Here is a 19,989-nt window from a genome sequence, read left to right as displayed (position 1 = left end):
GGAAGTCCGCTTGATCTCTCCGTTGAAGGCTCTGGTTCACCTGGCCGCGGTCGGCCTCGTCGCCGTGCCTGCCGCTGTCGCCCTGTCAGCCCTGTCAGGGATCGGACACCGCTGGACCGACCTGCTGGCCCAGTTCGTCGCCCCGGCCCTGGCGGCGACCCTGGTGCTGACCCTGATCTACGCCGTGCTGAGGTTGCGGCCCGCCATGATAGCCAGCCTGGGCGTCACGGCCCTGTTGATTCTTGCGGTCTGGCCTCAGTGGCTGCCGAAGGGCGGCCCCCTCCCCCGCGAGGGCGCGCCCACGCTGACCCTCTATTCCGCCAACCTCTGGGCCTGGAACACCGACGTCGAGGCCATCACGCGCTCGATCAAAGAGGCGAACCCCGACATCGTGGTGCTGGTGGAACTCGGCGACGCGCCCTCGGCCCAACTGGACCGGGTGCTGGCGGGCTATCCTCATCGCGTGCTGAACGCCCGCGTGGATCGGCCCAGCGGGGCCGCACGCGCCGCCATCGCTTCGCGCTATCCTCTGATCGCCATCGCCGACCGGCCCGACGGTCTGGTTTCCGTGGCGGCTGTGGCCCAGACGCCGCTCGGCCCCGTTAACATCGTCGGCGCCCACCTGACCCGGCCCTGGCCGTTCATGTATCAGTGGGGGCAGATCAATCAGGCCACAGCGCTCGCCGCCATCCGCCGCGACATGACCGGCCCGGTCATCGCGGCGGGCGACTTCAACAGCGTCTCCAGCGCCCGCATAGGTCGTCAGATCCAGGCCGAGGCCGGTCTGATCCCCGCCCCAGGCTGGCCTGGCACCTGGCCCTCGGCCCTGCCCTCAGCCGCCGCCATGACCATTGATCAGGTCTGGCGCTCGCCCGATCTGGCCCTGCTGGAACGCAAACTGGGCCGTAAGACCGGCTCGGACCACCGCCCGATCATCACGCGGTTCACACTGGCGGCAGAAGCGCCCTGAGCCGGTCTTCGTGGCCGTGATCGGGGAAGTCGTCCGCGATCCAGCCGTCCTCGAACGCCTTCAGCACCCGCCCTGTCTCCGGCCCCGGTTTCAAGCCCAGCTGCGCCAGATCGCGCCCGCCAACGGGCAAGGTCGGCCGCGCCCAGTCCTGCGCCAGGGCCAGCAGACGCCGCGCCCCATCCGCCTCGCCGCCCGCCGCCCAAGCCCGCATGATACGATCCTCGAAGGTTTGCCGCCCGCCGCGATAGATCAGCGCCCGCGCCTGCGGCTCCGCCAGCGCCGTCGTCGCTTGCCCGCTGACCGCCTCGACCAGCCGGTCGCGTTGAGCATTCGACAGCCGCAGGCCTCGCGCGACTTCGCCCACTCGCGCCGGCTCGTCAGGCAGCAGGGCCGACAACCGCAGCACCGCATCCCCGCTCAAATCCGTCATCGCCTCGAACAGCACTAAATCACCGGGCTCCCGCAGGACCCGCGCCAAGACCCCCGCCTCATCCATCAGCCGTACCGCCGGACGCGGATCGGGCGCAGCCAGCAGTTTCAGCAGCTCCTTGGACACCCGTTCGGCCGACAACTGCTCGACGCCCTCGGCCAGAGCCGAACAGGCCGCCACCGCCGCCGCATCCGGCGCGCCGCGTCCATACCAGGCGTAGAAACGATAGAAGCGCAGGATGCGCAGATAGTCCTCGCGGATGCGTCCCTCAGGCTCCCCGACAAAGACGATCCGCCCCGCCAGAGCGTCGTCGTAGCCCTGCTCCGTCGGATCCAAAATGACGCCGTTCGCATCGGCATAGAGGGCATTCAGGCGGAAATCGCGTCGCCCCGCATCCTCGGTCCAGTCGGTCGTGAAGGCCACTGTCGCCCGCCGCCCGTCGGTCGAGACATCACGGCGCAGGGTGGTGATCTCAAACGGCTGATGCTCCGAAATCGCCGTCACCGTGCCGTGCTCGATGCCGGTCGGGACCGAGCGCAGCCCCGCCGCCTTCAGCGCAGCTACCACCGCGTCGGGAGTCAGGGCGGTGGCGATGTCGATGTCGTCGATGGGGGAGCCGATCAGCGCGTTGCGTACGCAGCCGCCGACGAAGCGCGCGCAGTCCGGCCCGCCCGCCGCCGCCAGGGCCGCCATGACCGCCCGTGTCGCCGAAGCCGTCAGCCAGTCCTGCCCCTCTAGTTGATGGTTCACGCGGCGTCCTCGGCCGCCGCCGACAGGGGTTCGGCCTCGTCGCCATATAGGCGCCCGAACAGCCCCTTCAGAATGCCCGCCGTCGCGCCCCAGATGTAGCGTTCCTCGAACGGCATGGCCCAGAACCAGCGCCTTGCGCCTTCCCGATCATAGAAGTCGCGGCGGTGATTGACCGGGTCCATGAGGAAGTCCCACGGAACCTCGAACACCTCGGCCACCTCGTCCGGCGAGGGCGTAACCGACGGCCGCTTCGTCAGCCAGCCGACCACCGGCGTCACCAGAAACCCGGTCCCCGTCTCATAGGGATCGCCCAGCCCCAGCAGTTCGACCACGCCGGGGTCCAGCGCCACCTCTTCAAACGCCTCGCGCAGCGCCGCCTGCCCCGCCGTCTCTCCTGGGTCCAGACGGCCGCCGGGAAAGGCGATCTGGCCTGTATGGCTGGCCAGGCTGTCCGAGCGCCGCGTCATCAGCACGGTCGGGCCGTCGTCGTGCATGATGATCGGCACCAGAACGGCGGCGGGTCGCAACTCCTTGGCCGGACGCGCCATGCCGGGGTTGAGGTCGAAGTCCGAGCGGATCGGCGAGCGCTCAGGCGACCACGACTCCACCGGGTCCAGCCGCGCGATCAGGCGCTTCCTCAAGCTGTCGCAGCTCATTCCAGCCCTCCCAGAGAGAAGGCTTCGCCGCTGGATCGCACCAGCAACTGCCCATCCACCGCCTCGGCCCGCTCGACCAGTTCATAGAAGACCGCCCGCGCGATCCGCGCCCACAGGTCGGCCCGCACATGGACGCGCGGCGCCGGTTCGCCCGTCGCGGCGTCGGTCTCGACCACGATGGGATGCTCCGCCCCCGCCTCAACCACATCGCCCATGTCGGTCGTAAAGCTCAGAACCCCATCCGCCGCCTGCACGGTCACCGCCCGAAACGGCAGGTCCTCGACCCTGATCTTCAGCTTCTCGGCGGGCGTGACCAGATGATAGCCGTCCGGGTCCTTCCGCAGCACAGTCGAGAACAGCCGCACCAGCTCGGCCCGGCCGATGGGCGAACCTTCGTGCATCCACACCCCGTCGGCGCGGATCAGGATGTCGATGTCGCCGCAATGTTCGGGATGCCACAGATGCACCGGCGGCAGGCCACGCCCGGGCGCCTGTCGCGCGGCTTCGGCGACGCCAGACAGGCCAAGCGGTGTCGCAGGGTTGATCATAGGCGAACTATGGGGCGCGTCGCGCGGCAAAGGAAGGTCGGACCGCCCTCAGGCGACCGGTTGCACAGCCCCAACCGGCTCAACCGTGCTGATCGGCAGCCACATCACCCGGCGTTGATCCACCGGCCCGGCGAACACGGCCCGGGGCGCGGCGACAAAGCCGAAGCGCGAGAAGTAGGGCGGATCGCCGATCAGCAGCACGCCGTCCAGTTTCATCGCCTTGGCCTCTTCCAGACAGGCTCGCACCAGTTCGGCCCCCAGCCCGCCGCGACGGCTGCTCGCGTCCACTGCGATGGGGCCGAGAAACACCGACCGCGCCTCGCCCACGGCGATCGACCACAGCCGCACCGAACCGATCAGCCGTTCGCCCTCGAACGCCGAGAAGCCCGCAGTCAGAGCCGCGGCTTCGCGCAGCCGCTCCGCCGTCTTGGCGAACCGGCCGGGACCAAAGGCCGCCAGCACCAGGGCGTCGACCGCCGCTGCATCGCCCGATCGTTCTCGCTCGATGCGGACCGGGGTTGCGGTTTCTACGGAGACTGGGGCGGCGACGGCGTTCATGCGCGGCGCCTAGACCCCCTGCCCCCTCGAATCAATCGCGTTTGCGAGAAATCAGCCGGCTTTCGTGAAATCCGGCGTCCGTTTCTGGCTGAAGGCCATGAAGGCCTCCATCGCCTCGGGACTACGCATCTGCGAACCAAAGGCCTCGGCCTCGCGCTGCATCAGGCCCCACAGGGCTTCGGCGTCTCGCATCAGGGCCTTGGTCTTGCGGATCGAGTTGGGCGCCCGCTGGGCCAGCTTGTCGGCCAGTTGGCGCGCCGTGGCGTCGACCTGATCGGCCGCGACCGCGCGGTTGGCGATGCCCCAGGCCAGGGCCGTCTTGCCGTCGATGGCCTCGCCGAGCGCGAAGATCTCGAAGGCGCGCTGATGGCCGATCACCGCCGGCAGCAGCAGAGTCGAGGCGGCTTCGGGCGCCAGGGCCAGGTTGATGAAGGGCGCCGACAGCAAGGCGTCCTCGGCCACCACCACCATGTCGCAATGCAGCAGCAGGGTCAGACCGATGCCCACCGCGCGCCCGCGCACCGCCGCCACCGCGGGCTTGTCCAGATCGGCCAGCGACTTCAGGAAACGGAACACGCCCATTTCAACCATGTCGCCGGTCGTCTGACCGATGGCGATGAAGTCGGCGATGTCGTTGCCAGCCGAAAACGAGTCGCCCTCGCTGCGGAACAGGACCACGCGCACTGCGTCGTCGGTCTTGGCCCGTTCGGTCGCCTCGGCCAGGGCCGTGTACATGGCCTGGGTGATGGCGTTCTTCTTGTCCACCCGGTCGAAGACGACCGTCAGGACGCCGCCGTCCAGATTGATCTTGATGTGTTCGCTCATTGCGCCGCCTCCGTCAGTGTCCACCAATCGACGCCCGCCTCATCACGGTCGCGTCGGGCCCGCCCCTCGCGGGCGAGATAGTTCAAGTGCGCGATGGCCTCGCCCGTCGCCATGCTCAGCACCGCGTCACCCACCGGGCGCGCGAACAGGGCCGAGAAGACATCGACGGCGCGGCACGGCGTCTTCAGCGTCCGCTCCAGTCGCTTCAGCGCCACCTCGTGGCCGCGGATCAGGGCCTCCAGCCGGATCGTGACGCCATAGAAGGGCTCGCCGTGCGACGGCAGGACGAACAGATCGCCGGGCATCCGCGCCTTCAGCGCCGCCAGCGAGCGCAGCCATTCGCCCAGGGGATCGCCCTCGGGCTCGGTCGGCCAGACGGAGACGTTAGAGGAAATTCGCGGCAGTATCTGATCGCCCGATAGCAGAACGCCGTCGCTCTCGCGCCACAGACAGACATGTTCGGGGCAATGGCCCTCGCCGATCACCACCCGCCAGTCGCCGTCGCCGATGCGCAACACATCGTTTTCAGACAGGCGCAGATAGGCCGAGGGCATGGCCGCCACCGCCTTGCCGAATGCGCCATATCCGGTCCGCCAGCGCGCGATCTGTTCGTCGTTCCAACCGGCGGCGCGATAGAAGGCCGCGCCCGAATCCGGCGCAGCCTGGCCCTCGTCGGCGATCAGCATCCGGGCCGTCACATACTCCAGTCGCGACATCAGCAGAGGCGCATCGAAGCGTTCGCACAACCAGCCCGCCAGACCGATATGGTCCGGGTGCATATGGGTGCAGATGACGCGCTTGATCGGCCTGCCGCCCAGCGGTCCCGCGAACGCCGCCTCCCAGCCCTCGCGAGAGGCGCTGGTCTTCAGCCCCGTATCCACCAGGGTCCAGCCGTCGCCGTCGGCCAGGGCATAGACGTTGATGTGGTCCAGCGTCATCGGCAGCGGCAGGCGTAGCCACAACACGCCCTGCGCGACCTCGACAGCCTGACCGACCTCAGGCGGCGGCCCTGACGGATAGGTCAGGCCGCGCAGGGTCGTCGCCGCCTCATCGCTTGTCACGCCGTCCGCCAAGTCCGTCTCCAATCGCAACTTGCCTAGGTTTAAGCGGATTGCTCGGGTCCGGTCCACACCCATTCATATATCAAGGACTGATGAAACTTGCCTTCATCGCCCCGGTCGAACGGGCTGCGCCGATGAGGACTTGGCTCCCTGGGTCCGAAGCGGCCCATTGCGACGTGCAACAGGCGCGACTAGTCGGTGAAAACGACAATGACCGTATGTGTTGAAATGGCCTGCGCGGGCGCCGACGACATCATCATCGCGTCTTTCCGAACATACAGTGCATCAAGTCCATTCTTGCGTTACGGACAGGGCAGATCGGCGTTCTAGCTGTGGCGGTTGTCGAGCCCCGTTCGCTTGGCCGCGCTTGACCCGCTCGCAAGACCTCGCCAAGGCTTGCCGCATTCACCAGAGGCCGAGGGAGCCCTTATCGTGACTATCAAACGTTTCAGCCGCGCAATGGGGATTGCCGTCGGCCTGGCTGTCATGACGCTGAGCCCTTCGCTCGCGTCAGCCCAGGACGGGACTTTCGTGAACAACAAGGCTGACCGCCCCGGCGCCGACACCAGCCGCCCTGGCGGGGATGGCGTCACCTCCGAAACCGTCACGCCCCGCCGCACGCGCAGCGCCCCGTCAAGCGACCGCCAGCAGCGTGGCAACCGACGCCAGCAGCAGGCGGCCGCGCCTGATCCGGCGGTGATCAAGACGGAAGCCGAGGCCGTATTGGCCGCCGCATCGACGACCTGCACGGTCGGTGAAGCCAAGCTCCTTGGCCAATCTGCCGAGCAGTCGAAAATCTATGAAGTCACCTGCGCCGGGGCCCCCGGCTACATCCTCGTCGCCTCGACGCCCCCGCAAACGGCCGATTGCGTCGTTCTCGACAGTCAAGCCCAGGCCGCCCGAGCCGCCAATCCTGAAGCTCCCGCCACTGGCCCGACGTGCACCCTGCCGGGCAACCAGGACATTCAGGGCTTCCTGAAGGCTTACGCGACCCAGGCTGGCGTTGCCTGCACGGTTGACGACGCCAAGGTGCGCGGTCGTTCCGGCGACGGCGCCGTGATCTACGAGATCGGCTGCGCCGGCGCCGATGGCTACTGGATCGAGAAAAACGCTTCCGGCTGGGAAAAGACCGAGTGCCTTCAGGTCGTCAGCCAGAACAGCACCTGCCTCCTCACCACGCCCGTTGAACAGGCCGCAAGCGTCAAGTCCTGGCTGCCCGGTTCGGACGCCGCCGCCTGCGATGTGCAGCAGGTCCGCCTGATGGGTCAGAACGCCAATGGCCGCTTCATCGAAATGACCTGCGCCGGGTCAGATGGCTTCATCATTCGTCAGAACGCCGAACATGCCATCCAGCAGGTCTATCCCTGCGCCACCGCCCAGCAGATCGGCGGCGGCTGCAAGCTGACGACCACGCCTCCGGCTGCGACGCCGCAAGCCTAAGCGACGCCCTACCTTCAAACGACCGAGACGCCGCCGGAGCCATCCGGCGGCGTCTTTGTTTTTGGCGAGCCCTTTTCGCCGAACGCGACGCGCCTTAGCTTTGGCTCATGCGCATCGCCACTTGGAACGTGAACTCGGTCAACGCCCGCCTGCCCACCGTGCTGGCCTGGCTGGAATCGGCCAATCCCGACGTCGTCTGCTTCCAGGAAATCAAATGCGTGGACGAGAAATTCCCGCGCGAGGCCTTCGAGAGCCTGGGCTACAACGTCGAGACCCACGGTCAGAAGACCTATAACGGCGTCGCCATCCTGTCGAAGTTCCCGCTGTCCGACATCCGGCGCGGCCTGCCCGGCAACGACAGCGACGAGCAGGCCCGCTACATCGAGGCCGTGATCGAGGCGCCGGTTCCGGTGCGCGTGGCGTCGATCTATCTGCCCAATGGCAATCCGCTGGGGACCGAGAAGTTTCCCTACAAACTGGCCTGGTTCCAGCGTCTGCACGACCACGCCAAGGCTCTGCTGGCCTATGAGGAGCCGCTGGCCCTGTGCGGTGACTACAACTGCATCCTGACGCCCGACGACGCGGCCAAGCCCGACGACTGGGTCAACGACGCCCTTTTCCAGCCGGAAACCCGCGCGGCGCTGAACGCCATGAAGTGGCTGGGCCTGTCCGACGCCCACGAGCTGGGCGGGGAGCCCAAGGGGACCTATACCTTCTGGGACTATCAGGCCGGCGCCTGGCAGAGGAACAACGGCATCCGCATCGACTACGCCCTGCTGTCGCCCCAGGCGACCGACCGGTTCCGCGGGATCGAGACCCACCGTGAGGCCCGCGACATGGACAAGCCCAGCGACCACGTCCCCGTGGTGGTCGACCTCGACCTGGAGGCCTGACCCATGAGCGAGGCGTTCAGGGTCATCCTGCTGATCGCCCTGACCGCCGCCTTCCTGACGACCGGCGCCCTGATGCTGTCCTGGTGGATGGAGCCCGAGCGGCGACTGAAACGGGCCCTGTTGAAGACGCTGGGGGTCAAGGCCGACACCGAGGCCCTGTCGCCCGCCGAGGGCAGGGCCGCGGGTCTGGATTTCGACGGCGGTCAGGTGGTGGTGCTGTGGAAACGCGGATCGCAAGGTCTGGTCTATGGGTTTGACGAGGTCGAGGGCGGCGAGATCATCATCGACGGCCACGTGGTCGCCCGCGCCCGGCGCGGCGCTCTGCGCAAGGATCTGGACGTCGTGGTGCCCGAGGCCGAGCAGGTCGTCCTGCGCCTGATGTTCAGCGACATCCACAGCCCCGAGTTCGAACTGGCCCTGTGGGACGCCGACCTGCCGGCCTCCACCGGCTCGCCGTCCGAGGCCCTGCGGCTGGGGCGCCGCTGGTTGTCGCACGTCGAAGCCCTGATGAAGCGCTGATCGCCCTTCCCGGCCTCGCCATGGAAGGCTAGAACCCCCGCCTCTACTGTTTACCGTGTTCTCAGGAGCCCGCCGTGGCCCGTCTCTTCGACGCCTACATCATCGCCGACTGGACTGCCGCCGAAGGCAAGAAGCTGGGCGAGCAGACCCTGTGGGTCGGCGTGGCCAAGCGCGATGTGCGCTTCCGCCTCTATACCGAGACCCACAACGTCGCCACGCGCGCCGAGGGCGAGAAACTGATCGCCGACCTGCTGGCCGAACACCGCAAGCGCGGCGACCGCGTCCTGGTCGGCTTTGACTTCGACTTCGGCTTCCCCGCCGGCACGGCCGGGCGCCTGAAGCTAGACGGCCGTCCGTGGGAGGCCATGGGCAAGTTCATGTCCGCCAACATCGTCGACAAGGCCGACAACACCAACAACCGCTATCAGGTCGCGGCCAAGATGAACCGGCTGATGACGGACCAGCCCTGGCCCTTCTGGGGCGCGCCCGCCAGCCAGGCCCAGCGCTGGCTGACCACGACCAAGCCGCCCGAGGGCGCCGGCGCCGACATCCCCGAGTTCCGCGCTACCGAACTGGCCGCGCGCAAGGACAAGCTGCCGCCCAAGAGCGTCTGGCAAATGCACGGCGCGGGCGCCGTCGGCGGCCTGACCCTGCTGGGCGTGCCCATGCTGCGCCGCCTGCTGGACAAGCTGGGCGCTTCGGCCGCTGTCTGGCCCTTCAACACCGGCTGGCGTGAACTGACCGAGGCCGACGTCGAGCCCCTGTCGGCCGTCGTCGTCGAGGTCTGGCCCGCCCTGTTCGACGCCAAACGCCAGGTCAGCGCCGAAGGCGTCAAGGAATACAAGACCCAGGCCCAGGTCCGCACCGCCGCCGAAGCCTTCGCTCAGATGGACGACGCCGGAACCCTGCAGAAAGCCTTCGCCCCGCCGAAGACGGCGGATGAGGCCCTGGTGGCCCAGATCGAGAACGAAGAAGGCTGGATCCTGGGGGTCTGACCTTCTTCCTTCTACCGTTGAGAGAGAAGGTGGGCGCCGCAGGCGCTCGTATGAGGGGTGTGAGCGCGTCGGTTCCGATGGCGACTTCACCCCTCGGATCGACAAGATTTAATAGGCGGCGCCGACACCCCTCATCCGTCATGCTGCGCATGACACCTTCTCCCTCAATGGGAGAAGGAAGGCGCCCTACCCGATCAGCACCCGCGCGGCCGCCCGCGCCTCATCCGTGATCTCGGCCCCCGACAGCATCCGGGCGATTTCTTCCTGACGCGGGTGCGGTTCCAGCACGTCGATGGAGGTGCGGGTGTGGCCGTCCACGTCGGCCTTGCGGACCTTCCAGTGAGCGTGACCGCGCGAGGCGACCTGGGGGCTGTGGGTCACGACCAGGACCTGAGCGCCCTTGGACAGGCGTTGCAGGCGCCCGCCCACAGCCTCGGCCACGGCGCCGCCGACACCCTGATCGACCTCGTCGAAGATCATGACCGGCTGGCGCTGGTCCTCGCGGCTGGCCAGAGCCGCCTTCATCGCCAGAGCAAAGCGGGCCAGTTCGCCGCCCGAGGCCACGGTGTCCAGCGGGCCGAAGGCGGTTCCGGCGTTGGTGGCGACCTCGAATCGCACCGTCTCGACGCCCAGCGGCCCGCGACGGCCCTCGATGGACTCCAGCGTCACGCGGAACCGGGCGCGTTCCAGCTTCAACGGGCCAAGCTCGCCCATGACGGCGGCGACCAGACGATCTCCCGCCGCCTCGCGCGCCGAGGTCAGCAGCATGGCGGCCACATCATAGGCCTCGATCGCCACGGCCACGTCACGACGGGCGTTGGTCAGGGCCTCGGCTCCGTCTTCGATCAGGCGCAGTTGTTCGCGCAGGCGCACCCGCAGCGCCGGCAGGGCGTCGACTGTGGTGTTCAGCTTGCGGGCGGCGGCGCGCAGGCTGAACAGGCGCTCCTCGGCCTTGTCCAGACGGCCCGGCTCGAAGTCGAAGGCGTCGGCGGCGGCGTCGACGGCGGCGACGGCCTCGGTCGCCTCGACGAGCGCGCGGTCCACGGCCTCGGCCGCCAGGGCCAGCTTGACGATGATGGGATTGTCGCCCTCAGCCCCGGCCTGAACGGCGCGCTGGCGGGCGTGTTCGACGGCGCGCAGGGCCGAGGCCAGACGCTGGCTCAGCTTGTCCCCGCCCAGCAGGTTGCGGGCGTCGGCCAAGTCGGCCACGGCCTTTTCTGCCGCGCCCAGGATGGCGCGCTCGCCCGCCAGTTCGGTTTCTTCGTCCGGCTGCGGGTCCAGGGCGTCGAGGTCGGCGAGATTGAGCGCGATCTCCTCGGCCTTGGCGGCGGCTTCGGCGGCGGAAGCTTCCAGTTCGTCCAGACGGCCCTGCGCGGCCTTCAGACGCTCGGCGGCGGCGGCGACGCCCGACAGCTGGGGCTGCAGGCCGCCGTAGTTGTCCAGCAAGGCGCGATGGGTCTTCCAGTCCAGCAGGCCGACGGTCTCGTGCTGGCCATGCACCTCGACCAGCAGGGCGCCGATTTCGCGCAGGGCCGTGACGCTTGCCGGCTGGTCGTTGACATAGGCGCGGCTGCGGCCGTCGGCCGAGACGACGCGGCGCAGGATCAGTTCCTCGCCCGGCGCGACCTCGAACCCACGCTCGGCCAGAAGCGCGATCAGGGCCTCGTCGTCGGGGGCCGTGAAGACGGCGGTGGCCACGGCCTGCTTGGCGCCGGAACGCACCAGTCCCGCGTCGCCCCGCGCGCCGAGCGCCAGGCCCAGGGCGTCGAGGATGATGGACTTGCCGGCCCCGGTCTCGCCGGTCAGCACGGTCAGCCCCTCGCCGACCTCCAGGTCGAGGGCGTCGACGAGGACGACGTCACGGATCGAGAGTGTGGTCAGCATGGGCCAGCTTGATTCGACTTTACAGCCCACTGTAGCCGGAAACAGAAAGGGAACGCAGCGTCTTTCGCATGCGCCCCCTCAAAGGATCAGGCCCCGCCGGGGATGATCCGCTGCAGCCAGCTCTCGCGCTTGGCCTCGGGCTGAACGTCCGGACGCTCGCCGCGCTCGGTCAGCAGGGCGTAGGCCTCTGCGTACCAGGGGCTGCCCGGATAGTTGTGCCCCAGAACGGCGACGTTGCGGGTCGCCTCTTCGGTCAGACCGAGAGCGAGGTTGACCTCGACCAGACGATAGAGAGCCTCCGGCGTATGCGAACTGCGCTGGAAGGCGTCATTGTTGATGACCGTCTTGTAGCGATTGATCGCCGCCAGCGGCTGGTTGGCGCGCTGGTAAAAACGGCCCACGGTCATTTCCTTGCCGGCCAACTGGTCATTGACCATGTCGATCTTGATGCGGGCGTCGGTGGCGTAGGTCGTGCTCGGGTAACGACGCGCCACGTCGCGCAAACCGGCCAGGGCGGCCTCGGCATAAGCCTGATCGCGGCCCACATCGACGATCTGCTCGAAGTTGCAGATGGCGCGCATGTAGAAGGCGTAGGCCGCCGAGGGATTGCCGGGGAACAGAGCGATGAAACGATCGGCCGCCGCGATGGCGTCCTGATAGTTGTTGTTCTGATAGTAGGCGTAGACCTGCATCAGGATCGCGCGGCGCGACCATTCCGAATAGGGGTGCTGACGCTCCACTTCCTGGAAATAGTCGACGGCGTCGGTCCAGCGCTTGGACTGCAGGCGCTGATAGCCGGTGTTGTAGAGCGCCTCGACCGGGCGCTCTTCATAGGCCAGTCGCTGGCGCGGCTTGGTCCCGGAACAGGCGGAGACCGTCAGGGCGGCGACGGCGACCGTCATCAGGATCAGGCCGGAACGAGACTTCGAAGCGGGCAAGGGCGACCTCTCAAGATGCCTTGGCTGCAGCGCACCCCCGGTGCGCCGCTGTCGTTTAGGCGACCTCTATAGCAGCGACAGCCACCATGCCAATGCAGCGAAATCCGTCATGACGGGTTGATGCAAAACGATCCGCTGCTAAAGAGCGCGTCCAGAAACGACTGCGCTCATTGGCGCAGCGAAGACGGCAAAAGGATGACCGGTCATGAAGCTGCTCTCTGGCAATTCGAACCGGACTCTGTCCCAGGCCATCGGCGCCCACCTCGACATGCCGCTGACCAAGGCTCAAGTGAAACGATTCGCCGACAACGAGGTTTTCGCCGTCATCGAGGAGAATGTCCGCGGCGAGGACGTCTTCATCATCCAGTCGACCTCCTATCCGGCCAATGACAACCTGATGGAGCTGCTGATCATGACAGACGCCCTGGTGCGGGCGTCGGCGCGGCGGATCACGGCGGTCATGCCCTACTTCGGCTACGCCCGTCAGGATCGGAAGACCGGCGGCCGCACCCCCATCTCGGCCAAGCTGGTGGCCAACCTGATCACCCGCGCCGGTGCTGACCGCGTCCTGACGATGGATCTGCACGCCGGTCAGATCCAGGGCTTCTTCGACATTCCGACCGACAACCTGGTGGCCACCCCGGTGCTGGCCCAGGACATAAAGGACCACTACCCGCGCGGCGACGACCTGATGATCGTCTCGCCCGACGTCGGCGGCGTGGTGCGCGCCCGCTCCCTGGCCAAGCGCCTGGATGCGGACCTGGCCATCGTCGACAAGCGCCGCCCCAAGGCGGGCGAGAGCGAGGTCATGAACATCATCGGCGACGTCGAAGGCCGCCGCTGCATCCTGTTCGATGACATCGTCGATTCGGGCGGCACCCTGGTCAACGCCGCCCAGGCCCTGATCGACCGCGGCGCGACCGAAGTCTCGGCCTATATCAGCCACGGCGTCCTGTCGGGACCGGCGGTGCAGCGCGTCACCAACGGCCCGCTGAAGGAACTGGTCATCACCGATTCCATCGAACAGCCTGACGAAGTTTTGAACTGCTCGAAGATTCGCGCGGTTTCCGTGGCCCCCCTGATCGGCGAAGCTATCCGTCGCATCGCCAACGAGGAATCGGTCTCGAAGCTGTTCGATTAACCTTCGAATAACCATTCCCTCAGCGATATAAGACGCATCTGTTTCAGGAGCGCGCACCACCTTGGTTCCGTGGGCGCGCCCCGCGTTTGATTTGAGGGAAGTTCGCCGATGTCCCAGGCCTTCTTGCGCCGCGGCCTGTCTGTCGCCGCCATCGCCGCAGCCGCCCTTCTGGCCAGTTGCTCGACGCCCGAGCCCGAGGCTCCGCCCCCGCCGCCGGTCGTCACGCCTCCGCCGCCCGTCGCCCTGAACGAAGGCGTCGCCCAGGCCGCCTCGGTCTATGTCGCATTCGTGCGCGAGGTCGGCACCATTCGCGCTGGCTTCACCGACGCCGAATCCATCCAGGCCGCGATCCGCAAGGGCGCCGCCTATGAACCCGGCCAGTTGTCGCGCGGCATGATCGCCTACGGCTCCATCCTGGCGCTGCAGTCGCCTGAGTATGTGGCCGGGGTGCGCCAGTTCGCCTCGACCCCTGCCCTGCGCCAGGAGATGATCAGCCGCATCGTCGCCGATCCGGCCTATGCCGCCACCCTGCCCGGCGCCGAAGCCGCAGCCGGCCTGATCACCTCGACCATGGGCAAGGACATCGCAGCTCTGACCGCCATCGCCGAGGCGGTGGAAGGCGACGCCTACACGATCCAGGAACGCCGCGACCCGCGTCGGCGTTGGGCCGTTCAACCCATCGCCGACCGCCCTGGCCGGCTGGAAGGCGCGAAATCCCTTTCCGTGTCGCAACTGCCGTCGGCCGAGGAAAGCGCCCGCCTGTTCGCCGCCGCCAACAGCGGCGCCGGCCTGAACCTGACCCCGGCCCAGCGCGGCGCGCCCTTCACGCCCGCCGTGGTCAACTCCCTGGCGATCGCGGCCCTGGCCTCCCTCGGCGCCGCCGGCGACGAAGCGCGGTCCAATACCGACGCCCTTTCGAGCGAATCGAACAACGAGTTCTGCCTCAGCATGTCGAAGCTGATGCTGTTCCAATGCCTGGCCGCGTCGCGTCCCAGCTATGAGGACATGTTCTGCACCGGCCGTCATATCGTGCGCGATCTGGCGACCTGCACGGCCCAGTATACAGGCCCTGTGCCGGTTCAAACGACCCCGGCGGTGACCATGGCCGAGACCAATCCCACGCCGGGAAGCGGCATGAACTGATGTCGCGGTGGGCAGAAACGACCGGAGCGGTTGCGTCCTCCCCCTGTTCCGTGTAATAGCCCGCCCTCTTGAATTCGAGGGTTCATGACCCCGCTGCGCGGGCCTCGGTTGGCGCGGCGTTACTGTTGTTGTTGAGGCGAGCCCGATGGCCGAGATCATTCTGAACGTTGACGTCCGTGAAGGCGTTGGTACCGGCAACGCACGTGCCGTGCGTCGCGCGGGCGCTGTCCCTGGCATCCTGTACGGCGGCGACAAGGCCCCCGTCGCCATCTCGGTGAACGAGAAGGACTTCCGCAAGTCGCTCTACACCGGCAAGCTGCTGGGCCACCTGGTGACCCTGAAGTACGGCGAAGAGACCCAGCCGGTCATCGCCAAGACCGTCGACTTCGACCCGGTCACCGACCGTCCGATGCACTTCGACCTGATGCGCGTCGACGCCAAGGCTCCGATCAAGATCGAAATCAACGTTCACTTCAAGAACGCTGACGAAGCCCCCTTCTCGCGCGCCGGCGGCATGCTGGAAGTCGTCCGTCACTCGGTCGAGATCCTGGTCGCCGCCGACCAGATCCCGGAAGAGCTGGTCGTCGACCTGAAGGGTCGCGAAATCGGCGAAACCATCCGCATGTCGGACATCGCACTGCCGAAGGGCGCTTCGGCCACCATCACCGACCGCGACTTCGTGATCGCCACGATCAAGAACTCGGCTGCTTCGCAGTCGGACGCCGGCGACACGACGGCTGAAGCCGAAGCCTAAGAGGTTTCTTCTTCGGAAGATTTCAGCCCCGCCCGGTTCGCCGGCGCGGGGCTTTTCTTTGCCCGGATCAGCGGGCATGAGGTCCGCATGATCATCATCGCAGGGCTCGGCAATCCGGGCGGCAAATACGAAAAGAACCGCCACAACATCGGCTTCATGGCCGTGGACGAGATCGCCAGCCGTTGGCGCTTCGGTCCCGAGCGGGCCAAGTTCCAGTCCATCGTCAGCGAGGGCGAGGTCGAGGGGACCAAGGTCCTGCTGATGAAACCCCAGACCTATATGAACGAGAGCGGTCGCGCCGTCGGCGAAGCGGCGCGCTTCTACAAGATCAAACCTAGCGAGATCATCGTCTTCCATGACGAGATCGACCTGGCCCCCGGTCGGTTCCGCATGAAGACCGGCGGCGGCGCCGCAGGCCAGAACGGCGTCCGCAGCCTGATCAGCCACCTGGGCGCCGACTTCCGCCGCGCGCGCATGGGCATCGGCCACCCCGGCGAGCCGCAGTTGGTCCACGCTCACGTCCTCGGCGACTTCCACAAGGCCGACAAGCCCTGGCTGGACGCCATGCTGCAGGCCTGCGCCGACGCCCTGCCCTTTGCGGTGAACGGCGACGACGAACGCTATCAGGGCGAGGTCATGCGCCTGGCCCCTGCCCCCAAGTTCAGCCCGAGGCAGGCCGCGCGGGGGGAATAAAAACACAAAGCCCTCCCCCTCAAGGGGGGGGAGGGTTGGGCGGGGGTGCAGGCAGACAGCTTCCCTCTCGACACGCGAGACGCCGCCTTTCTGCGCCTCCCGCGTTCCAACAGACTCACGGCGGCGACCTCACCCCCATCCTCGCCCCTTCCCCCCTCGAGGGGGAAGGGAGATGGATCAATCCGTCGTCATCCAGGCCGCCTTCAGGGTCGCGGCGCCGTTGGCGGGCACGGTCAGGGTCCAGACCGGATAGCCGGTGTCGTCGATGCGGCTGCGGATCGACTGGCTGAGAATGCGGAAGCCTCGCCGTCCCGCCGCCTGAGGCGACAGATCGACGGTCACGGCCTCGCTGCGCGCATTGGTGACGGTGACCTCCATGTCCGCGCGGCGCGTCCTGATCCCCTTGTCCCGGGGGGAACTGGACGACACGCGCCGCGTCGCGACCCGCACGTCAGGCGACTGGCCGAACGTCAGACGCACCGGCAGACCCACGCCCTTGTCCTCGAATCGATCCTCGCCCGCCAACAGGGCGCCGCCCGCGCCATCGGGCTGCATCACCGCAACCGTGCCGCCCGGCAGGGCCAGACCCAGGCCCGCGCGCGCCTCGTTGCGAAGTCGCAGCTGGATCTCGGCCGGCTGCGCCTCGGCGCTGTCATTTGCATCGACCCAGGCGCGATAGACACGGTCATAGGCCACGCCCTCGCGCTCCATGAACCGCACCTGCTTGGTCTGGCGCGCGGCCACCGTGGTCGGCTCCGGCAGGGTGTAGATCTTGTAGTCGCCCAGTTCGCCCTGGCGGACGACCCGGCTGCCGGTGACGACGATCTCGTCCACAGCGCTCTCGACCGCCATCCGCATCATGGGAGCGGCCATAGGCGGCGGAGGCGGGGGGGGCGGCGGAGGCGCGCCGTAGTTGGCGAACTCGCCCGACCCAAGGGTCGTCGTGCCCTGCGGCCAGCAGCCGGTCTGCGGATAGCGGATCACCGGCTCGACAGGCACGGTGCCCTCGTCCTTCCGCAGCGTGCCGGCCACCACCTGCACCGGAGCGTCAGGGAAGCCGGTGCCGCCGAAGTTGGCCAGGGTCACCCACCCCGTCAGGTCCAGCGTCCGCCCGTCGGGGCTCAGGCGCGCCACATAGTCCGCCGACCACTGCAGGCCCGTGGCCAGATAGGCCAGGGTCACGGTGTGGCGCCCGGCCCGCTCGGCCCGGGTGCGGACCGACAGCACCGGCTGGTCGCCCAAGCCTTCCGGCACGCGGTCAAAGATGACGCTTTCGGTCTGGCCCGAGCAGTCCAGGGCCTCGAAGCGACCGTCGATCTCCAGCACCGTGCCTTGCACGCCCGCGCGGATGACGGCGGCCTTCTCGACCTGTTCGCCGGTCGCGGGATTGGTGCGGACGACGCGGACCACCTCGCCGACCGACTTCTCCATCAGGCTGGCGGGCGACAACAGGTCGAAGTCGGCGTTGCGCTCGACCACATGGGCGGGCAAGCCCTCCAGCACCGCGCTCTGCGGCACGACGCCGGTGGCCAGGCCGCGAAAGCGGATGATCCCCTCGCCCGCCGGCAGGTCGATGGTGCGCGTCTCGACGATCAGGGCCAGGCCCTGCTGGTCCAGCCGGTTCCAGGACTGACGCGACTGGGCCATCAGTTCAACGGTGTTCACGGGCCGGTCGCGATAGATGACCACCGTCGCCCCATCTGGGCGCGCGGAGACGCTTTCCGTCTGGGCCTGGGCGACGGGAGCCCAGACCGCAGGGCCCAGCAGCGTCAGAGCCGTGGTGATCGCCAGAAGGCGGCGCATGGGATCAGCCGCCGGTCGTGATGGTCGCGGTCAGCTTGGTCTCGCCGTTGGCGGGCACGGGCACGCGCCAGACCACGGTATTGGCGTCCCGCAGGTCGCCCTCGACGCTCTGCTCGCTCAGTTCCGTGTCGCGGCCCAGACCGCGCTGGCGCACCTCGACCGTCACCGGTTGTTGGCGGGCGTTGCGGACGGTGTATTCCATCGCGTAGCGGGTCCGCCAGCGATAGTAGGACGACTTGGGCGCGGCGGCGCTGGAGACCACGCGCGGCTGCACCGTCACGTCAAAGGCCTCGCCCGTCGTGATGACGATCTCGGACCCGGCTGGGGCATGATCGACCTGATCCTCGCCGATGAAGCGCGGCTCGCCCGCCTCGTCCTTCACATAGACACGCATGACGCCCGCCGGCAGGGCGCGCGCCGCCGCGCCCGAGGCGTTGCTGAAGATGACGCCGACCTCGGCCGCGCTGGGCTCCTCGGCAGTCTGGAAGCCGTTGGCTACATAGAGGTAGCGCTTGCTGGCCGGGACGCCGACCGCATCCAGCAGGCCGACCTGCTTGGTCTGGTTGTTGGCGACGGTGACGGATTCCGGCAGCGGATAGACATAGACGTCGGCCAGGGCGCCCTGCCCGCCCGTCTGGGTGCCGTTGCCGCGCACAGCACGGGGCGGCTGACCATAGCGCGGGTTATAGCCGTTGTTGTCGTTGACCAGGTTGACGTCGCCCGCCACCACCCGCGTCTGGGCGTTGGAGAAGGTCGCGCCCGAGTTGTTGGTGATCGTCACCCAACCGGTCAGGTCCAGCTTGCCCGCCTTCTCGTCGAAACGGGCGACATAATCCGCCTTCCACGCCAGGCCGGTGGTCAGATAGGACAGGGTCGTCTCGCGCCGTCCCGCGCCCTCGGCGTTCAGGGTGACGCTGAGCGTCGGTCGCGGGCGCAGGTTCTGCGGCACCTGGTCGAAGATGACGCGGGTCGGCACGCCGTCGTCACGCAGCACCTCGATGCGGTTTCCGATCTGCAGCACCACGCCCTGATTCGCCGCCAGCACGCGCGCGCGCTCGGTGGTCTGCGCGCCCGAGCCGGGGTTGGTGCGGACGATGCCGATGTCGCCGCCCACGGCGCTTTCCATCAGCTTGCCCGGCGTCAGCAAGTCATAGTCGAAGTTCTGCTCGACCACCGACAGGCCGCGCCCCGACAGGCCGACGGTCTCGGGCCGGATGCTGGCGGAGACGCCCGGAAACTCCTGACGCGAGCGCCCGGCGGGCACGTTCAGGTTCCGCACGTCCTCCACCAGGGCGATGTTCTGATTGTAGACGGTCAGGGAGACGCGGTCGGGACCGCCCGGCCCCTCCTCCACCTGCTGGGCGGCTGCGGGCGCGGCCAGCAGCATGGCGACGGCGAAGGGTCCGAGTGCGCGGATCATGGGTTCCCCCTGAGCTTGTCCGGCAGCCACGCTGGCACGGAGAAACGGCCGTTGTCGAGGGTGCGCGGCGTCCGGTCGCTATAGCTTCACATTGCGGGAAGGTTTAAGCCCCCGTCCGTGACCCGGTCCCAGAGTGAAAACTGGTCGATTGCGCGCTCGCTGGCCTTCCTGGCCGCGACGTTCGCCATCGTGATCGGAAGCCTGCTGCCGTTCGCGGCTCTGGCGGCCTCGGTTCCCGGCCAGCCCATCGTCATCTGCTCGACCGAAGGGCCCCAGACGATCCTGGCGGGCGGTGTGGACGGCCCCATCAACAAGCACGTCGGGGCCAAGTGCGCCGCCTGCGTCATGCCGCTGCTGGCCGCCCTGCCGGAACCGCCCCCGCCGACGCCCGCCCCCGTCGTCCGCATGGTCGAGCCGGTCGCCTATGCGCCCTTCCGCGTCAGCCCCCCGCCGCCGGCCCGCGCCCCGCCGCGCCCGCCGTCCACCGCCCCGCCTCACGCCTGAAAACCAGAAACCTCTGCTCCCTCGCGCGCGTCCCATGACGACGCCCGCGACCGCACCTCTGTTT

General features: G+C 68.1%; 20 protein-coding genes. 10 read left to right on the top strand and 10 right to left on the bottom strand.

All coding sequences use genetic code 11. From position 1 onward, the window contains the following. Positions 1 to 10 precede the first annotated feature (10 nt). Positions 11 to 970 carry an endonuclease/exonuclease/phosphatase family protein gene (locus RTY13_RS14285; protein WP_312784373.1) on the top strand — a complete coding sequence of 320 codons (960 nt, stop codon included), beginning with the start codon at positions 11 to 13 and terminating at the stop codon, positions 968 to 970. Here RTY13_RS14285 and RTY13_RS14280 read toward each other — a convergent pair. Genes RTY13_RS14280 through RTY13_RS14255 form a run of 6 tightly spaced genes read right to left on the bottom strand, consistent with a single transcriptional unit; the run spans position 945 to position 5,810 of the window. Further along, positions 945 to 2,150 (bottom strand): CCA tRNA nucleotidyltransferase, encoded by a 1,206-nt coding sequence (locus tag RTY13_RS14280; RefSeq protein ID WP_312784372.1) that lies wholly within the window; start codon positions 2,148 to 2,150, stop codon positions 945 to 947. The two genes, RTY13_RS14285 and RTY13_RS14280, sit on opposite strands and share 26 nt — an antisense overlap. Further along, positions 2,147 to 2,806, bottom strand: a complete 660-nt coding sequence (locus tag RTY13_RS14275) for a CoA pyrophosphatase (protein ID WP_312784371.1) — start codon at positions 2,804 to 2,806, stop codon at positions 2,147 to 2,149. Before RTY13_RS14275 ends, RTY13_RS14280 begins: the two co-directional genes overlap by 4 nt. Next, on the bottom strand, positions 2,803 to 3,354 hold the full coding sequence (locus tag RTY13_RS14270) for a DUF1285 domain-containing protein (protein WP_312784369.1): 552 nt from the start codon (positions 3,352 to 3,354) through the stop codon (positions 2,803 to 2,805). Before RTY13_RS14270 ends, RTY13_RS14275 begins: the two co-directional genes overlap by 4 nt. Positions 3,355 to 3,402: 48 nt before the next feature. Then, positions 3,403 to 3,912 (bottom strand): N-acetyltransferase, encoded by a 510-nt coding sequence (locus RTY13_RS14265; protein WP_312784367.1) that lies wholly within the window; start codon positions 3,910 to 3,912, stop codon positions 3,403 to 3,405. A 51-nt stretch (positions 3,913 to 3,963) separates the two neighbouring features. Then, entirely contained in the window at positions 3,964 to 4,737 is a 774-nt protein-coding gene (locus RTY13_RS14260) for an enoyl-CoA hydratase (RefSeq protein ID WP_312784365.1), read from the bottom strand. After that, positions 4,734 to 5,810 carry an MBL fold metallo-hydrolase gene (locus RTY13_RS14255; protein WP_312784364.1) on the bottom strand — a complete coding sequence of 359 codons (1,077 nt, stop codon included), beginning with the start codon at positions 5,808 to 5,810 and terminating at the stop codon, positions 4,734 to 4,736. The genes RTY13_RS14260 and RTY13_RS14255 overlap by 4 nt, the downstream gene beginning before the upstream one ends. A 345-nt stretch (positions 5,811 to 6,155) precedes the next feature. Between RTY13_RS14255 and RTY13_RS14250 the strand changes: the two genes are divergently transcribed. From RTY13_RS14250 to RTY13_RS14235, 4 genes are all read left to right on the top strand, one after another. Beyond that, positions 6,156 to 7,238 (top strand): hypothetical protein, encoded by a 1,083-nt coding sequence (locus tag RTY13_RS14250; protein ID WP_312784363.1) that lies wholly within the window; start codon positions 6,156 to 6,158, stop codon positions 7,236 to 7,238. Positions 7,239 to 7,345: 107 nt separating this feature from the next. Next, positions 7,346 to 8,131, top strand: coding sequence for an exodeoxyribonuclease III (locus RTY13_RS14245; RefSeq protein WP_312784362.1), 786 nt, complete (start codon positions 7,346 to 7,348; stop codon positions 8,129 to 8,131). 3 nt (positions 8,132 to 8,134) lie between these two features. Then, on the top strand, positions 8,135 to 8,650 hold the full coding sequence (locus RTY13_RS14240; protein ID WP_312784360.1) for a hypothetical protein: 516 nt from the start codon (positions 8,135 to 8,137) through the stop codon (positions 8,648 to 8,650). 74 nt (positions 8,651 to 8,724) lie between these two features. After that, a complete protein-coding gene (locus RTY13_RS14235; RefSeq protein WP_312784358.1) occupies positions 8,725 to 9,645 on the top strand; it encodes a cobalamin biosynthesis protein CbiG in 921 nt (306 codons plus the stop codon). Between the two features lie 186 nt (positions 9,646 to 9,831). Here RTY13_RS14235 and recN read toward each other — a convergent pair whose 3' ends face one another. Next, positions 9,832 to 11,529: a DNA repair protein RecN gene (gene recN / locus RTY13_RS14230; RefSeq protein ID WP_312784356.1), complete on the bottom strand. Its 1,698-nt coding sequence runs from the start codon at positions 11,527 to 11,529 to the stop codon at positions 9,832 to 9,834. 86 nt (positions 11,530 to 11,615) lie between these two features. After that, the gene (locus RTY13_RS14225; RefSeq protein ID WP_312784493.1) at positions 11,616 to 12,431 is read right to left on the bottom strand and encodes an outer membrane protein assembly factor BamD; all 816 of its coding nucleotides are present in this window, start codon (positions 12,429 to 12,431) and stop codon (positions 11,616 to 11,618) included. A gap of 241 nt (positions 12,432 to 12,672) precedes the next feature. On the opposite strand from RTY13_RS14225, the gene RTY13_RS14220 reads away from it, so the two are divergent. The 4 genes from RTY13_RS14220 to pth all read left to right on the top strand — a co-directional run bounded on the left by RTY13_RS14220 (position 12,673) and on the right by pth (position 16,198). Continuing rightward, the gene (locus tag RTY13_RS14220; RefSeq protein ID WP_312784354.1) at positions 12,673 to 13,608 is read left to right on the top strand and encodes a ribose-phosphate pyrophosphokinase; all 936 of its coding nucleotides are present in this window, start codon (positions 12,673 to 12,675) and stop codon (positions 13,606 to 13,608) included. A 108-nt stretch (positions 13,609 to 13,716) separates the two neighbouring features. Then, positions 13,717 to 14,751, top strand: coding sequence for a hypothetical protein (locus RTY13_RS14215; protein WP_312784352.1), 1,035 nt, complete (start codon positions 13,717 to 13,719; stop codon positions 14,749 to 14,751). 145 nt (positions 14,752 to 14,896) lie between these two features. Continuing rightward, on the top strand, positions 14,897 to 15,505 hold the full coding sequence (locus tag RTY13_RS14210) for a 50S ribosomal protein L25/general stress protein Ctc (protein ID WP_312784350.1): 609 nt from the start codon (positions 14,897 to 14,899) through the stop codon (positions 15,503 to 15,505). An 87-nt stretch (positions 15,506 to 15,592) separates the two neighbouring features. Next, complete coding sequence (gene pth / locus RTY13_RS14205; RefSeq protein WP_312784348.1) at positions 15,593 to 16,198, top strand: aminoacyl-tRNA hydrolase; 606 nt, start codon at positions 15,593 to 15,595, stop codon at positions 16,196 to 16,198. Positions 16,199 to 16,375: 177 nt separating this feature from the next. Here pth and RTY13_RS14200 read toward each other — a convergent pair whose 3' ends face one another. Both RTY13_RS14200 and RTY13_RS14195 read right to left on the bottom strand, forming a co-directional pair. Beyond that, the gene (locus RTY13_RS14200; protein WP_312784346.1) at positions 16,376 to 18,001 is read right to left on the bottom strand and encodes a DUF4139 domain-containing protein; all 1,626 of its coding nucleotides are present in this window, start codon (positions 17,999 to 18,001) and stop codon (positions 16,376 to 16,378) included. Between the two features lie 4 nt (positions 18,002 to 18,005). Then, positions 18,006 to 19,421 (bottom strand): DUF4139 domain-containing protein, encoded by a 1,416-nt coding sequence (locus RTY13_RS14195; protein WP_312784343.1) that lies wholly within the window; start codon positions 19,419 to 19,421, stop codon positions 18,006 to 18,008. A 117-nt stretch (positions 19,422 to 19,538) separates the two neighbouring features. On the opposite strand from RTY13_RS14195, the gene RTY13_RS14190 reads away from it, so the two are divergent. After that, entirely contained in the window at positions 19,539 to 19,925 is a 387-nt protein-coding gene (locus RTY13_RS14190) for a hypothetical protein (protein ID WP_312784342.1), read from the top strand. Positions 19,926 to 19,989 lie beyond the last annotated feature (64 nt).

Source organism: Brevundimonas sp., from assembly GCF_032055285.1.
Classification (GTDB): domain Bacteria; phylum Pseudomonadota; class Alphaproteobacteria; order Caulobacterales; family Caulobacteraceae; genus Brevundimonas.
This window is presented reverse-complemented; position numbering and strand designations above follow the sequence as displayed.

Excerpts from the sequence above, each read along its gene's own strand:
- RTY13_RS14275 (WP_312784371.1), bottom strand. The coding sequence starts at position 2,806 with ATGAGCTGCGACAGCTTGAGGAAGCGCCTGATCGCGCGGCTGGACCCG.
- RTY13_RS14270 (WP_312784369.1), bottom strand. The coding sequence starts at position 3,354 with ATGATCAACCCTGCGACACCGCTTGGCCTGTCTGGCGTCGCCGAAGCC.
- RTY13_RS14265 (WP_312784367.1), bottom strand. The coding sequence starts at position 3,912 with ATGAACGCCGTCGCCGCCCCAGTCTCCGTAGAAACCGCAACCCCGGTC.
- RTY13_RS14260 (WP_312784365.1), bottom strand. The coding sequence starts at position 4,737 with ATGAGCGAACACATCAAGATCAATCTGGACGGCGGCGTCCTGACGGTC.
- RTY13_RS14245 (WP_312784362.1), top strand. The coding sequence starts at position 7,346 with ATGCGCATCGCCACTTGGAACGTGAACTCGGTCAACGCCCGCCTGCCC.
- RTY13_RS14240 (WP_312784360.1), top strand. The coding sequence starts at position 8,135 with ATGAGCGAGGCGTTCAGGGTCATCCTGCTGATCGCCCTGACCGCCGCC.
- recN (WP_312784356.1), bottom strand. The coding sequence starts at position 11,529 with ATGCTGACCACACTCTCGATCCGTGACGTCGTCCTCGTCGACGCCCTC.
- RTY13_RS14225 (WP_312784493.1), bottom strand. The coding sequence starts at position 12,431 with ATGACGGTCGCCGTCGCCGCCCTGACGGTCTCCGCCTGTTCCGGGACC.
- RTY13_RS14220 (WP_312784354.1), top strand. The coding sequence starts at position 12,673 with ATGAAGCTGCTCTCTGGCAATTCGAACCGGACTCTGTCCCAGGCCATC.
- RTY13_RS14215 (WP_312784352.1), top strand. The coding sequence starts at position 13,717 with ATGTCCCAGGCCTTCTTGCGCCGCGGCCTGTCTGTCGCCGCCATCGCC.
- RTY13_RS14210 (WP_312784350.1), top strand. The coding sequence starts at position 14,897 with ATGGCCGAGATCATTCTGAACGTTGACGTCCGTGAAGGCGTTGGTACC.
- pth (WP_312784348.1), top strand. The coding sequence starts at position 15,593 with ATGATCATCATCGCAGGGCTCGGCAATCCGGGCGGCAAATACGAAAAG.
- RTY13_RS14200 (WP_312784346.1), bottom strand. The coding sequence starts at position 18,001 with ATGCGCCGCCTTCTGGCGATCACCACGGCTCTGACGCTGCTGGGCCCT.
- RTY13_RS14195 (WP_312784343.1), bottom strand. The coding sequence starts at position 19,421 with ATGATCCGCGCACTCGGACCCTTCGCCGTCGCCATGCTGCTGGCCGCG.